The organism is Streptomyces sp. NPDC003635 (genome assembly GCF_053587635.1).
On the sequence record NZ_JBSFOK010000020.1, the window covers coordinates 1 to 13,303 of the forward strand.

Sequence of the window (13,303 nt, forward strand, 5' to 3'; positions counted from 1 at the left end):
CGGGCCGCGAAGTCCTCGTAACCCCGCTCGATCATCGCCTCGGGCGCCGGCGGGAACATCGCCACCAGGTGCCAGATCGCGGAGCCGGTGAAGCCGATGACGGTGTCGACGCCGAAGGCGGCCGCCGCACGCGCGGTGTCCTTCATCCGCTCCGCCGCCCGCCGCCGCACCCCCTCGGGCTCGCCGTCGCCCCACACCTCACCGGGCAGGATCGCCTCGTGGCGCTCGTCGATGATGGCGTCGCAGACCGCCTGCCCAACCAGGTGGTTGGAGATCGCCCAGCACTTCAGCCCGTACTTGTCCAGGAGCTGATGCCTGGACTCCACATAGCCGGGATCGCTGAACGCCTTGTCGACCTCGAAGTGGTCTCCCCAGCAGGCCAGTTCGAGACCGTCGTAGCCGAAGTCACGGGCCAGACGGCAGACCTCCTCCAAAGGCAGATCGGCCCACTGACCGGTGAAGAGCGTGAAGGTGCGCGGCATGTCCAGAGGCCTCCTCAGACCGCTATGGGCGTGTAGACGGAGTTCTTCTCGGCGCTCTCCTCCACCGCCGCGAGGACGCGCTGCACCTGGAGCCCGTCGGCGAAGGAGGGATCGGGACTGCGGCCCTCGGCCACGGCGTGGACCAGGTCGCGGGCCTGGTGGACGAAGGTGTGCTCGTAGCCGAGACCGTGCCCTGGCGGCCACCAGGCGTCCATGTAGGGGTGGTCGGGTTCGGTGACGAGGATGCGGCGGAAACCGGCATGCGCGCCGGGCTCCGTACCGTCGTGGTACGACAGCTCGTTGAGCCGCTCCAGGTCGAAGGCGAGCGAGCCGCGCTCGCCGTTGAGTTCCAGGCGCAGGGCGTTCTTGCGGCCGGTGGCGTAGCGGGTCGCCTCGAACGAGGCGAGCGCGCCGGAGGGGAAGCGGGCGGTGAACAGGGCCGCGTCGTCGACGGTGACCTCGCCGGTGCCCCCGGTCGCCGCTGCGGTCAGCCCTTGCGCCGCTCCGGCCAGCGGACGCTGTCGTACGAAGGTCTCGGTGAGCGCGGAGACGCCGGACAGCTGCTCGCCGGCCACGTACTGGGCGAGGTCCACGATGTGCGCGCCGAGGTCGCCGAGCGAGCCCGACCCCGCGTGCTCCTTGCGCAGCCGCCACGTCAACGGGAACTCGGTGTCCACGAGCCAGTCCTGAAGGTACGTCACCCGCACGTGGCGCAGCCGGCCGAGCCGTCCCTCGGCGACCATCCGGCGGGCCAGCGCGGTCGCGGGAACCCGGCGGTAGTTGAACCCCACCATCGCCAACTGTCCTCGCTGGTAACCCTCTTCGGCCGCCCGCACCATCGCCTCGGCCTCCTCGACGGAGTTCGCGAGGGGCTTCTCGCACAGAACGTGCTTCCCGGCGGCGAGCGCGGCGATCGCGATCTCGGCGTGGCTGTCACCGGGCGTGCAGATGTCGACGAGGTCGACGTCGTCCCGGGCGATCAGCGCCCGCCAGTCGGTCTCGGCCGCCGCCCACCCGTGCCGGTCGGCCGCCGCGCGCACCGCGGCCGCGTTCCGTCCGCAGATCGCGGCCAGGACCGGGCGCCGGGGCAGGTCGAAGACGCGCCCCACGGTGCGCCAGCCCTGGGAGTGGGCGGCGCCCATGAAGGCGTAGCCGACCATGCCGACGCGCAGCGGCGGCTTCTCGGCCTCGGCACCTTCTGACGCTTGCGGCTGTGCCATGCGGATGTCCTCCTCGTGCTTCGTCGGGGGGTGGCTCACCTGGGGCCTGCGCCACGGAACGCGGCGCGGGCCCCCGGAATGGCACGGCTCACTTGAAACCGGTGGGCATGTACTGGTCGACGTTCTCCTTGTCGACGACGGCGGAGTACAGGGTCAGTGAGGCAGGGATCTCGAACTCGGCCAGCCCGCCGACCCCCTTGCCCTGACCGAGCGCGCGGGCGAGGTCGATCGCGGAGGCCGCCATCGTCGGCGGGTACAGGACCGTCGCCTTGAGCACCCCGTCGTCCTGCTTGATGGCCTGGAAGGCGGAGAGCGCGCCCGCACCGCCGACCATGAGGAAGTCGTCGCGTCCGGCCTGCTCGATGGCGCGCAGCGCGCCCACGCCCTGGTCGTCGTCGTGGTTCCACAGCGCGTCGAACTTGGACTGGGCCTGCAGGAGCTGGGCCATCTTGGCCTGCCCCGACTCCACCGTGAACTCGGCGGCCTGGCGGGCCACCTTCTTGATGTTGGGGTAGTTCTTCAGCGCGTCGTCGAAGCCCTGGGTGCGCTGCTGGGTGAGCTCCAGGTTGTCCAGGCCCGCCAGTTCTATGACCCGGGCGCCGGACTTGTCCTTGAGCTTCTCGCCGATGTAGTGCCCGGCGTTCAGTCCCATGCCGTAGTTGTCGCCGCCGATCCAGCAGCGGTAGGCCTGCGGGGAGTTGAAGATGCGGTCGAGGTTGATGACGGGGATGCCCGCGCGCATCGCCTTCAGGCCGACCTGGGTGAGGGCCTTGCCGTCGGCCGGGAGGATCACGAGGACGTCGACCTTCTTGTTGATCAGCGTCTCGATCTGGCCGATCTGGGCGGCCGTGTCGTTGGAGCCCTCGGTGATCTCCAGGGTGACGTCGGAGTACTTCTTCGCCCGGCTCTTGGCGTTGTCGTTGATGGCGTTGAGCCAGCCGTGGTCGGCCTGCGGGCCGGCGAAGCCGATGGTGACGGGCTTGCCCGGCTTGTCGTCGGCGGCCGGCTGGTCGTTCGCGGCCGGCTCGTCGTCGGACTCGTTGCTCGTGCACCCGGTCAACAGGGCGCCGGCGGAGACGGCGGCGGCCCCGAAGAGCAGCCCTCTGCGGCTCGTAAGCTCTGACATGGCGGTGAACCCTTTCCTCAGGTCGTGCTCGCGGTACGGCGCTGGACCAGCACGGCGGCGACGATGATCGCGCCCTTGGCGATCTGCTGGACGTCGCTCTGCAGGTTGTTCAGGGCGAAGATGTTGGTGATCGTGGTGAAGATCAGGACGCCGAGCACGGAGCCGACGATGGTGCCCCGGCCGCCGCTGAGCAGCGTGCCGCCGATGATCGCGGCGGCGATGGCGTCGAGTTCGTAGAGGTTGCCGTTGGTGTTCTGGCCCGAGCCGGACAGGATGATCAGCAGGAAGGCGGCGATTCCGCAGCACAGCCCGGACAGCAGGTAGAGGTAGAGGCGCTGGCGGCGGACGTCGATGCCGGCGAGCCGGGCGGCCTCCGCGTTGCCGCCGACGGCGACCGTGCGGCGGCCGAAGGTGGTGCGGTTCAGGATCAGCCAGCCGATGAGCGTGACGACGGCGAAGACCATGACGAGCGGCGGGACACCGAGGACGTAGGCGTCGCGTTCGCCGAGGTCGAGGATGCTCGGGATGGTGACGATCTGTGTCTTGCCGTCGGTGATCTGCAGGGCGAGGCCACGCGCCGAGGCGAGCATGGCCAGCGTCGCGATGAACGGCACCATCGCGCCGTACGCGATCAGTAGGCCGTTGACCAGTCCGCAGCCGACGCCGACGAGCACCGCGGTGAACAGGACGCCGGCGAAGCCGTACTCCTGGGTCGCGACCGTCGTCGCCCACACCGAGGCCAGCGCGACGATCGCGCCGACCGAGAGGTCGATGCCCCCGGAGACGATGACGAAGGTCATGCCGACGGTGACGACGCCGATCACGGAGGCCTGGGTGAGGACGAGTTGGAGGTTGCGGGTGTCGAGGAACTCGTCGGGCTTGGTGATGCCGCCGATGAGGATCAGCGCGGCGAGCACGCCGAGGAGGGAGAGGGTGCGGACGTCGGCGCGGGCCCACATCCCCCGCCACGCCCCGGTCTGGCTCGCGGGCGGTACTTTGTCGGCGCTGTCCCTGGGCGGAGACATGGGCTGCGTCATGACGCCGGACTTCCTTCCATGACGAGGTCGAGGACACGGTGTTCGTCGAGGTCGCGGGCGGCCGCGGTGTGCACGACCCGCCCCTCGCGCAGCACCAGGACACGGTCGGCGAGGCCGAGCACCTCGGGCACCTCACTGGAGACGAGCAGCACGGCGAGGCCTTCGTCGGCGAGGCGCCGTACGACCGCGTAGAGCTCGGCGCGGGCGCCCACGTCGACGCCCCGGGTGGGTTCGTCGAGGAGCAGCACCCGGCAGCCGCGCAGCAGCCAGCGGGCGAGGACGGCCTTCTGCTGGTTGCCGCCGGACAGAGTGCGCACGGGCACGCCGGGGTTGTCGGGCCGCAGCGACAGCTCGCGGGTGGCGGCGCGTGCGGCGCGCAGTTCGGCGCCGCGGTCGAGCCAGCCCCCGCGGGAGAAGCGGGCCATGGAGGAGACCGAGACATTGCGGGTGACGGACTCCAGCATCAGCAGGGCCTGGGCCTTGCGTTCCTCGGGGGCGAGCCCGAGTCCGGCGCGGACGGCGGCGCGGACGCTCCCCGGACGCAACGCCTCGCCGTCAACCAGGACTTGGCCGGTCGAGGGCTTGCGGGCGCCGTAGATCGTCTCCAGGATCTCCGAGCGTCCCGAGCCGACCAGTCCGGCGAGACCGACGATCTCGCCGGGCCGGATCTCCAGATCCAGCGGCTCGAACTCGCCCTCCCGGGAGAGCGCTTGGACCTGGAGCACGGGCTGGCCCGTGGGTGCGGAGTCCGGTTGAGGAGGGAAGACGTACTCCACGTTGCGGCCGGTCATCAGCGCCACGACGTCCCGGGTGGGGGTCGACTTCGCGGGCAGTCCGACCGCCACCGCGCGGCCGTCCTTGAGCACGGTCACCCGGTCGCCGATGCGCCGGATCTCCTCGAGGCGGTGCGAGATGTAGACGACGGCGACGCCGTCGGCGGTCAGGTCGCCGACGATCCGGAACAGGTTGTCGACCTCGTCGGGGTCGAGTGCCGCGGACGGCTCGTCCATCACGATCAGCCGTACGTCGTGGGAGAGGGCCCGGGCCATGGAGACGATCTGCTGCTGGGCCGCCGACAACTCACCCACCAGCCGCCCGGGATCGATCTCGGAGTGCCCGAGCCGCTTGAGCAGAGCGGCGGTCGACTCACGCGCGCTCCTGCGTCGTACGACGAAACCGGCGGCCGTCGGTTCATGGCCGAGGTGGACGTTCTCGGCCACGGACAGGTGCTCCACCAGGTCGAGTTCCTGGTAGATGGTGGCGATGCCCAGCCGCATGGCGGCGATCGGCGAGCGCAACGTCACGGGCTTGCCGCGCCAGTTGATGGTGCCGTCGTCGGGCTGGTGGGCGCCGGCCAGCACCTTGATGAGGGTGGACTTCCCGGCGCCGTTCTGGCCGAGCAGACAGTGCACCTCCCCCGCCTGGACGTCGAGGTCGACACCGTCGAGGGCCCGGACACCGGGGAAGGACTTGGTGATGCCGGACATGCTGAGCAGCGATGGTTCTGGTGCCATGGGCTCCCCTTGGCGGGCGTGCGGGCCGGTTCAGGGCAGGGCGAAGCAGGGCGCCGTACTGGAGTGACTCGTGTAACGAGGTGATTGCGCGGGCTGTGGAAGCGTGCGGTTACGCGGGTGAGAACAGGTGGTCGCTGATGAGCCGGGCCGCGCCGATGACTCCGGCGGTGGGGCCCAACTCCCCCAGCACGATGGGCAGGTTGCCGGTCGCCAGGGGCAGCGACTGGCGGTAGACCTGGGTGCGGATCGCGGCGAGCAGAGTGTGGCCGAGGCCGGTCACCCCGCCGCCGATCACCACCAGGCCCGGATTGAAGAAGCTGACGAGTCCGGCGATGACCTGGCCGGTGCGGTCGCCGCCCTCGCGGATCAGGTCGAGGGCGGTGGCGTCGCCCGCGGCCGCCGCGGCGGCGACGTCGGCGGCGCTCAGGTCGCCGTTCGTCTCGAGCCGGGCTGCGAGTTCGGCCGACCGCCCCTGCTGGGCCGCCTCCAGGGCGTCCCGGGCGAGGGCCGCGCCACTGAAGTGGGCCTCCAGACAACCCCGGTTGCCGCAGGCACAGGGCCTGCCGTCAGGGACGGCCTGGATGTGCCCGATGTCGCCGGCGCTGCCCGTCGTACCGCGGTGGACACCGCCGCCGACGACGATGCCGCAGCCGATGCCGGTGCCGATCTTGACGCAGAGGAAGTCGTTCACGGAGCGTGCCACGCCCGCGTGCTGCTCCCCCATCGCCATCAGGTTCACGTCGTTGTCGACCATGACCGGGCAGCCGAGTTCCTGGCTGAGCGCCTCCCGCACCGGGAAGCCGTCCCAGCCCGGCATGATCGGCGGGGCGACCGGGACGCCCTCGGGAAAGCGGACGGGACCCGGGACGCCGATGCCGGCGCCGTCGTACCCCTCCGCGAGTCCGGTCGCCCGCAGTTTGGCGGCCATGGCGAGGACCTGCTCGAAGACCGCGACCGGGCCCTCCCGCACGTCCATCGGGTGGTTGAGGTGTCCGAGGATCTCCAGCTCGGCGTTGGTGACCGCGACGTCGACCGAGGTCGCGCCGATGTCGACGCCGAGGAAGCGGAGGCCCGGGTTGAGCCGGATGTTGTGGGAGCGCCGGCCGCCGCGCGATGCGGCGAGACCGTCGGCCACGACCAGGCCCGTCTCCAGCAGCCGGTCCACCTCCACGGCCAGCTTGGACCGCGACAGATCGACCTGATCGCCCAGCTGCGCCCGGGAGTTGGGGCCCCCGTCACGCAGCAGTTTGAGCAGCCGGGCCTGATGGGCGTTCGCGGGTCGCGCCGTCATCCGTCTCACGTGCCCCTCCCCGCCTCAATCGGCCACCGTTGCCGGGCTTTCGAGGGGAAGGTAGCAGCGGCTGCCGTGGCTGGGAAGAATCTGTGCACGAATTGCTGACGACTTCTTCCACTCACAGGACAAAGGGCGGCGCGGACAACCCCCGCAGGCGTACGGAGTGACCCCCGCAGGCGTACGGCGTCATGACCGCTGGCGCGCGTGGTACGACGTCCGCGTGTGCTCGGTGTGCTCGCGCATCAGCTCGGTGGCGCGCTGCTGGTCCCGGTCGGAGATCGCCGCGATGAGGCGGCGGTGCTCGATCCAGGACTGCTGCCCGCGCTGCCGGGCCACCGGCGTGTAGTACCAGCGCACCCGCCGGTCCACCTGGGCGGCGAGTTCGGCGAGGACGGCGTTGCCCGCGAGTTCCATGACCTTCGTGTGGAAGCGGGCGTTCATCGCGACCGCGCCGTCCACGTCGTCCGCCTCCACCGCGCGCTCGCCCTCGGCGCACAGTTCCTCCAGCACCGAGATCCCGGCCGCCCCGGCATTGGCGGCCGCCAGCCGGGCGGCCTCGGCCTCCAGCAGGGTGCGCACGGTGAGGAGCTGATCGGCCTCCTCCTCGGTGGGCTCGTGCACGAACGCGCCCTGGGCGGGCCGCAGATCGACCCACCCCTCGGTGTTCAGGCGTTGCAGCGCCTCGCGCACGGGCTGCCGGGACACACCGAGATGACCGGCGAGTTCGCTCTCGACCAGATGCTGGCCGGGGCGCAGCGCGCGGGTGGTGATGAGTTCGAGCAGGGCCTCGTAGACACGGTCCCGCAGCGGCCCGGGCCGTTCGAGCTTGGGCACCGCCCCCTGCGGAAGTCCTGTCGACAACATCGCGGTCCCCCTCCAGAGCCGTCGGACAGCAAGTATGGATTGTCTTTCGTCTACAGTCTACGGCGCACAAAGGCCAGGGAGAGGGGGAGTTGGCCTCGTCACACCCGGGCGAACGGCCCGCTCAGGGGCAGCGGACGACCTGTCCGGCGTACGACAGGTTCCCGCCGAAGCCGAACAGCAGGACCGGATCACCGGAGGAGATCTCCCCGCGCTCGACGAGCTTGGAGAGGGCCAGCGGGATGCTCGCCGCGGAGGTGTTGCCGGAGTGGGTGACATCGCGGGCGACGACGGCGTTCACCGCGCCGATCTTCTCCGCGAGCGGCTCGATGATCCGCAGGTTGGCCTGGTGGAGGACGACCGCGGCGAGATCGGCGGGCCCGAGCCCGGACCGCTCGCAGGCCTGCCGGGCGATCGCCGGGAGCCGGGTCGTGGCCCAGCGGTAGACGCTCTGCCCCTCCTGCGCGAACCGCGAGGGCGTCCCCTCGATCCGCACGGCATGCCCCATCTCGGGCACCGAACCCCACAGCACGGGCCCGATGCCGGGCTCCTCACCCGCGGAGCAGGCCTCGACCACGGCGGCCCCCGCCCCGTCGCCGACGAGCACACAGGTCGTCCGGTCGGTCCAGTCCGTCACGTCGGACATCTTGTCGGCGCCGATCACCAGGGCCCGGGTCGCGGCGCCCGCGCGGACGGTGTGGTCGGCGGTGGCCAGCGCGTGGGTGAAGCCGGCGCACACGACGTTGATGTCCATCGCGGCGGGCGAGGGGATGCCGAGCCGGGCGGCGACCCGGGCGGCCATGTTCGGGGAGCGGTCGACGGCCGTGGAGGTGGCCACCAGGACCAGGTCGATGTCGCTCGGCGCGAGCCCCGCCGCGGCGAGCGCCTTCGCGGCGGCCTGGGCCGCGAGCTCGTCGACGGGTTCGTCGGGCCCGGCGATGTGGCGCGTACGGATGCCGACCCGGGTGGTGATCCACTCGTCGCTGGTGTCGACCATGCCCGCCAGGTCCTCGTTGGTGAGCACTCTGGCGGGCTGATAGTGGCCGACGGCGGCGATGCGGGTGCCGTTCATCGTTGGTGATCCCCTTGAACCTCGGGTAGCGGGATTCACCAGTCTGATCAGTGACTCACCGGTACGGCGGCAGGTGATGCCACAGGAAACGGCCGCCGGCGTTGTCGGCTTCCGTCAGACTCTCGGACACTCGAACACTTCTCGAACGACTACCCGGTGAACAGCTGCGTCGCCTTCTGTACGAGTTCGTAGAGCCCGTAACACAGGGGTGCCCCCACCCACAGCCAGGCGAAGGCGATCAGGCCGCGCCGGTCAGGCGGACTCTGGCTGCTGTCGTTCGACATCGACGGCCTCCTGACGGGGTGCGGGGATGTGGTGGCGGGCGTGGACGGGCCGGACCAGTTCGTTGGCGACGAAGCCGACGGCCAGCAGGCCGATCATGATGACGAAGGAGAGTCCGTACAGTGACGCGCCGGTCTTGCCGGCCTCCTCCTGCCGGTCGGCGATCCAGTTGACGATCAGTGGCCCGAGGACACCGGCGGTGGACCAGGCGGTGAGCAGCCGGCCGTGGATGGCGCCGACCTGGTAGGTGCCGAAGAGGTCCTTGAGGTAGGCGGGGATCGTGGCGAAGCCGCCGCCGTAGAAGGAGAGGATCACCAGGGCGCAGAGGATGAACACCGGCTTGGAGGAGTCGCCGAACAAGGCGATGGAGGCGTACATCAGCGCGCCCACGCCCAGGTAGAGGCGGTAGATGTTCTTCCGGCCGATGAGGTCGGAGGTGGAGGACCAACCGATGCGGCCGGCCATGTTGGCGGCGGAGAGAAGGGCGACGAAGCCGGCGGCTGCGGTGGCTGACACCGTTGTCGACGTGTGGGCGAAGAAGTCCGTGATCATGGGGGCGGCCTTCTCCAGGATGCCGATGCCCGCGGTCACGTTCATGCAGAGGACGATCCACAGGCACCAGAACTGGGGGGTGCGGATCGCTTGGTTCGCTGTCACCTGTGGGCCGGTGAGGCCTTGTCGCGCGGTTCCCCGCGCCCCTGGTTCGGTTCTCGGGACCCTGACCAAGAGGACGCCCAGCGCCATGAACACGGCATAGGACAGGCCGTGGACCAGGAAGGCGAGGGCGATCCCGGAGGAGTCGCCGCCGAAGGACTCCAGCATCCGGGCGCTCCACGGCGAGGCGATCAGCGCACCCCCGCCGAAGCCCATGATGGCGATGCCCGTGGCCATGCCGGGGCGGTCCGGGAACCACTTGATCAGGGTGGAGACCGGCGAGATGTACCCGATGCCGAGGCCGATCCCGCCGACGAAGCCGTAGCCGAGGACGATCAGCCAGTACTGCTCGGTGGCCGCGCCGAGGGCGGACAGCAGGAAGCCGGAGGAGAAGCAGCACAGGGCGACGGTCATCGCCCAGCGCGGGCCGTTGCGTTCGACGAGCGTGCCGCCGAACGCGGCCGACAGGCCCAGCATGACGATGCCCAGCTGGAAGGGAAGCGCGCTCTGCGTGCCGCTGAGGCCGAGCGCGGATTCCAGGGGCGGTTTGAACACGGACCAGGCGTAGGCCTGGCCGATGGAGAGGTGGACCGAGAGAGCGGCGGGGGGAACGAGCCAGCGGCTCCAGCCCGGGGGCGCGACGGGGGGACTCATGATCCCGAACGGTAGGAAGCCGGCGGGTAGTTGAAAAGTGACCCGTCGACCGTATGCGATGAGCGGTATCCAACACGCGACGAACGGTCGGCCCGAACCCTTGTCGGCTCAACGGGCATACTGTAGACAATATTTCGTCGACACAGTTTCGACAGTGCGCCATCTCCGCGGTATCCCTCGAACCGAACGGAGCCCCCCGTATGAAAGTCGCAGTCCTCGGCGCCGGTGCGATCGGCGCCTACGTCGGTGCCGCGCTCCATCGCGCCGGCGCCGATGTGCATCTCGTCGCCCGTGGACCGCATCTGGCGGCCATGAGGCAGCACGGCGTGCGGGTGCTCAGCCCGCGCGGCGACTTCACCGCCCCGGTCCACGCCACCGACGACCCGGCCGAGATCGGCCCGGTGGACTACGTGTTCCTGGGGCTGAAGGCCAACTCGTACGCGGCGTGCGGGCCGCTGATCGAGCCCCTGCTGCACGACACCACGGCGGTGATCGCCGCCCAGAACGGCATCCCCTGGTGGTACTTCCACCGGCACGGCGGCCCCCACGACGGTCATCGTGTGGAGAGCGTCGACCCCGGCGGCGCGGTCAGCGCGGTGCTCGCGCCCGAACGGGCCATCGGCTGCGTCGTCTACGCGGCCACCGAACTCGAAGCGCCGGGCGTCGTACGGCACTTGGAAGGCACCCGGTTCTCCATCGGCGAGCCGGACCGCAGTGTGTCCAAGCGCTGTCTCGCCTTCGGCGAGGCCATGATCGCCGGTGGCCTGAAGTGCCCGGTCGAGCCCGACCTGCGCAACGACATCTGGCTCAAGCTGCTCGGCAACATCTCCTTCAACCCGATCAGCGCGCTGGCCCGCGCCACCATGCGGCAGATGTGCCTGCACGGCGGCACCCGCAAGGTGATCGAGACCATGATGGCCGAGACGCTCGCCGTCGCCGAGGGCCTCGGCTGCGAGATCGGCGTCTCCATCGAACGCCGGATGGCCGGCGCCGAGAAGGTCGGCGACCACCGCACCTCCACGCTCCAGGACCTGGAGCGCGGCAAGCCGCTCGAACTCGACGTCCTCCTCGCGGCCGTCGTCGAGTTGGCGGAGATCACCGGCGTGGACGTGCCCACCCTGCGCACCGTGCACGCCATCTCGGACCTGCTCGCGCTGAGGAGCGCCGCATGAGGAGCTTCCCATGAGGAAACGGCAACCCAAGACCTACACCCGGCTCACCCACCCGCTCGTCCGCGACTCCCGGGACGAGCCGTTGCGGCAGGCCGGCTGGGAGGAGGCCCTCGACCGCGCGGCGCGCGGCATCGAGCGCCACCGAGGCGCCTTCGGCATGTTCTCCTGCGCCCGGGCCACCAACGAGATGAACTACGTCGCCCAGAAGTTCGCCCGGGTCGTCATGGGCACCAACAACGTCGACTCCTGCAACCGGACGTGCCACGCGCCGAGCGTCGCGGGTCTGTCGGCCGCCTTCGGCTCCGGCGGCGGGACCTCGTCGTACGAGGAGATCGAGCACACCGACGTCATCGTGATGTGGGGCTCCAACGCCCGGTTCGCGCACCCGATCTTCTTCCAGCACGTGCTGAAGGGGATCAGGAACGGCGCCCGGATGTACGCCGTCGACCCGCGGCGGACGTCGACCGCCGAGTGGGCCGAGAGCTGGATGGGGCTGAACGTCGGCACCGACATCCCGATGGCCCACGCGATCGGCCGGGAGATCATCCACGCGGGCCTGGCCAACGAGGCGTTCATCGGGCGGGCCACCACCGGCTTCGAGGAGTACAGGGCGCTCGTCGAGCCCTGGACGCTCTCGCTGACCGAGAAGGTCACGGGCGTACCGGGCCCCGCGATCAAGGAGTTGGCGCACGCCTACGCCCGCGCCGAGCGCGCCCAGCTGTGCTGGACCCTCGGCATCACCGAGCACCACAACGGCACCGACAACGTCCGGGCGCTGATCAACCTGTCCCTGCTGACCGGGCACGTGGGTCGCTACGGCAGCGGGCTGCAGCCCCTGCGCGGCCAGAACAACGTGCAGGGCGGCGGTGACATGGGCGCCATCCCCAACCGGTTGCCCGGCTTCCAGGACATCCTCGACGCCGGGACCCGGCTGAAGTTCGAGGCCGCCTGGGACACCGTCATCCAGCCGCACTACGGGCTGAACCTGACGGAGATGTTCGAGGCGATGGAGGAGGGCACGCTCAAGGCGGTCTACTGCATCGGCGAGAACCCGGCGCAGTCGGAGGCCGACAGCGAGCAGGCGGTACGGCGGCTGCAGGCGCTCGACTTCCTGGTGGTCCAGGACATCTTCCTGACGAGGACCGCCGAGTTGGCGGACGTCGTGCTCCCCGCCACCGCCGGATGGGCGGAGACCGACGGCACCACGACCAACAGCGAGCGGCGCGTCCAGCGGGTGCGGGCGGCGGTCACCCCGCCCGGTGAGGCCCGCGAGGACATCGACATCCTCTGCGAGCTGGCGGCCCGGCTCGGCCACGACTGGAAGTACGCCGACGCCGAGGCGGTCTGGAACGAGCTGAGGTCGCTCTCCCCGGACCACTACGGGATGACGTACGAACGCCTGGAGGAGCACCAGGGCATCCAGTGGCCGTGTCCGAGCACCGAGGAACTCGAACCCGGTTATCTGCACGGCCGGTTGTGGGAGGCCGACCCCGCCAGGAGGGGCCGCCGCGCGCCGTTCGGCCTGGTCCAGCACGATCCGCCGGTCGACCTCACGGACGAGGAGTACCCGATCCGGCTGACCACCGGACGGCGCCTGGACTCCTACAACACCGGTGTGCAGAGCGGCGGTTACGCATCTCCTCTGCGCCGGGGCGAGTACATCGAGCTGTGCCCGGAGGACGCCGAGCGCTACGGCGTGGTGGTCGGTGAGGAGGTCCAGGTCAGCTCGCGTCGGGGATCCGTCGTCGCGCCGGTGTGGATCGACACCGCCCTGCGGCCCGGGCTCGCCTTCATGACCATGCATTTCCCCGACGAGGTGGACACCAACCAGCTGACGATCGAGGCGAACTGCCCGATCGCGGGCACGGCGGAGTTCAAGGCCTCGGCGATCCGGATCGAGAAACTCCCCGTCGCGACCATCGTGAGGTGACGCAA

The 13,303-nt window shown here is 70.4% G+C and carries 12 protein-coding genes; 2 read left to right on the plus strand and 10 right to left on the minus strand.

Annotated elements, in window-relative coordinates:
• The 10 genes from ACWDRW_RS19980 to ACWDRW_RS20025 all read right to left on the minus strand — a co-directional run.
• Positions 1 to 482: sugar phosphate isomerase/epimerase family protein (locus ACWDRW_RS19980; RefSeq protein ID WP_451724899.1), on the minus strand; the 482-nt coding region annotated here is incomplete at its 3' end.
• Between the two features lie 14 nt (positions 483 to 496).
• Positions 497 to 1,702, minus strand: coding sequence for a Gfo/Idh/MocA family protein (locus tag ACWDRW_RS19985; RefSeq protein ID WP_451724901.1), 1,206 nt, complete (start codon positions 1,700 to 1,702; stop codon positions 497 to 499).
• 88 nt (positions 1,703 to 1,790) lie between these two features.
• Positions 1,791 to 2,828 (minus strand): substrate-binding domain-containing protein, encoded by a 1,038-nt coding sequence (locus ACWDRW_RS19990; protein WP_451724902.1) that lies wholly within the window; start codon positions 2,826 to 2,828, stop codon positions 1,791 to 1,793.
• A gap of 17 nt (positions 2,829 to 2,845) precedes the next feature.
• Positions 2,846 to 3,865 carry an ABC transporter permease gene (locus ACWDRW_RS19995; protein WP_451724904.1) on the minus strand — a complete coding sequence of 340 codons (1,020 nt, stop codon included), beginning with the start codon at positions 3,863 to 3,865 and terminating at the stop codon, positions 2,846 to 2,848.
• A complete protein-coding gene (locus tag ACWDRW_RS20000; RefSeq protein WP_451724905.1) occupies positions 3,862 to 5,379 on the minus strand; it encodes a sugar ABC transporter ATP-binding protein in 1,518 nt (505 codons plus the stop codon). The genes ACWDRW_RS19995 and ACWDRW_RS20000 overlap by 4 nt, the downstream gene beginning before the upstream one ends.
• 109 nt (positions 5,380 to 5,488) lie before the next feature.
• On the minus strand, positions 5,489 to 6,670 hold the full coding sequence (locus ACWDRW_RS20005; RefSeq protein WP_451724908.1) for an ROK family protein: 1,182 nt from the start codon (positions 6,668 to 6,670) through the stop codon (positions 5,489 to 5,491).
• Positions 6,671 to 6,859: 189 nt separating this feature from the next.
• The gene (locus tag ACWDRW_RS20010) at positions 6,860 to 7,537 is read right to left on the minus strand and encodes a GntR family transcriptional regulator (protein ID WP_451724910.1); all 678 of its coding nucleotides are present in this window, start codon (positions 7,535 to 7,537) and stop codon (positions 6,860 to 6,862) included.
• Between the two features lie 121 nt (positions 7,538 to 7,658).
• Positions 7,659 to 8,606 (minus strand): beta-ketoacyl-ACP synthase III, encoded by a 948-nt coding sequence (locus tag ACWDRW_RS20015; RefSeq protein WP_451724913.1) that lies wholly within the window; start codon positions 8,604 to 8,606, stop codon positions 7,659 to 7,661.
• A 149-nt stretch (positions 8,607 to 8,755) separates the two neighbouring features.
• Complete coding sequence (locus tag ACWDRW_RS20020) at positions 8,756 to 8,890, minus strand: MFS transporter small subunit (protein WP_260859755.1); 135 nt, start codon at positions 8,888 to 8,890, stop codon at positions 8,756 to 8,758.
• Entirely contained in the window at positions 8,859 to 10,196 is a 1,338-nt protein-coding gene (locus ACWDRW_RS20025) for an OFA family MFS transporter (protein ID WP_451724915.1), read from the minus strand. Before ACWDRW_RS20025 ends, ACWDRW_RS20020 begins: the two co-directional genes overlap by 32 nt.
• A gap of 200 nt (positions 10,197 to 10,396) precedes the next feature.
• On the opposite strand from ACWDRW_RS20025, the gene ACWDRW_RS20030 reads away from it, so the two are divergent.
• The gene (locus ACWDRW_RS20030; protein ID WP_451724918.1) at positions 10,397 to 11,368 is read left to right on the plus strand and encodes a 2-dehydropantoate 2-reductase; all 972 of its coding nucleotides are present in this window, start codon (positions 10,397 to 10,399) and stop codon (positions 11,366 to 11,368) included.
• 10 nt (positions 11,369 to 11,378) lie between these two features.
• Positions 11,379 to 13,298 carry a molybdopterin oxidoreductase family protein gene (locus ACWDRW_RS20035; protein WP_451724920.1) on the plus strand — a complete coding sequence of 640 codons (1,920 nt, stop codon included), beginning with the start codon at positions 11,379 to 11,381 and terminating at the stop codon, positions 13,296 to 13,298.
• Positions 13,299 to 13,303 lie beyond the last annotated feature (5 nt).

Excerpts from the sequence above, each read along its gene's own strand:
- ACWDRW_RS19990 (WP_451724902.1), bottom strand. The coding sequence starts at position 2,828 with ATGTCAGAGCTTACGAGCCGCAGAGGGCTGCTCTTCGGGGCCGCCGCC.
- ACWDRW_RS20015 (WP_451724913.1), bottom strand. The coding sequence starts at position 8,606 with ATGAACGGCACCCGCATCGCCGCCGTCGGCCACTATCAGCCCGCCAGA.
- ACWDRW_RS20035 (WP_451724920.1), top strand. The coding sequence starts at position 11,379 with ATGAGGAAACGGCAACCCAAGACCTACACCCGGCTCACCCACCCGCTC.
- ACWDRW_RS20000 (WP_451724905.1), bottom strand. The coding sequence starts at position 5,379 with ATGGCACCAGAACCATCGCTGCTCAGCATGTCCGGCATCACCAAGTCC.
- ACWDRW_RS19985 (WP_451724901.1), bottom strand. The coding sequence starts at position 1,702 with ATGGCACAGCCGCAAGCGTCAGAAGGTGCCGAGGCCGAGAAGCCGCCG.
- ACWDRW_RS20005 (WP_451724908.1), bottom strand. The coding sequence starts at position 6,670 with ATGACGGCGCGACCCGCGAACGCCCATCAGGCCCGGCTGCTCAAACTG.
- ACWDRW_RS20020 (WP_260859755.1), bottom strand. The coding sequence starts at position 8,890 with ATGTCGAACGACAGCAGCCAGAGTCCGCCTGACCGGCGCGGCCTGATC.
- ACWDRW_RS19995 (WP_451724904.1), bottom strand. The coding sequence starts at position 3,865 with ATGACGCAGCCCATGTCTCCGCCCAGGGACAGCGCCGACAAAGTACCG.
- ACWDRW_RS20010 (WP_451724910.1), bottom strand. The coding sequence starts at position 7,537 with ATGTTGTCGACAGGACTTCCGCAGGGGGCGGTGCCCAAGCTCGAACGG.
- ACWDRW_RS20025 (WP_451724915.1), bottom strand. The coding sequence starts at position 10,196 with ATGAGTCCCCCCGTCGCGCCCCCGGGCTGGAGCCGCTGGCTCGTTCCC.
- ACWDRW_RS20030 (WP_451724918.1), top strand. The coding sequence starts at position 10,397 with ATGAAAGTCGCAGTCCTCGGCGCCGGTGCGATCGGCGCCTACGTCGGT.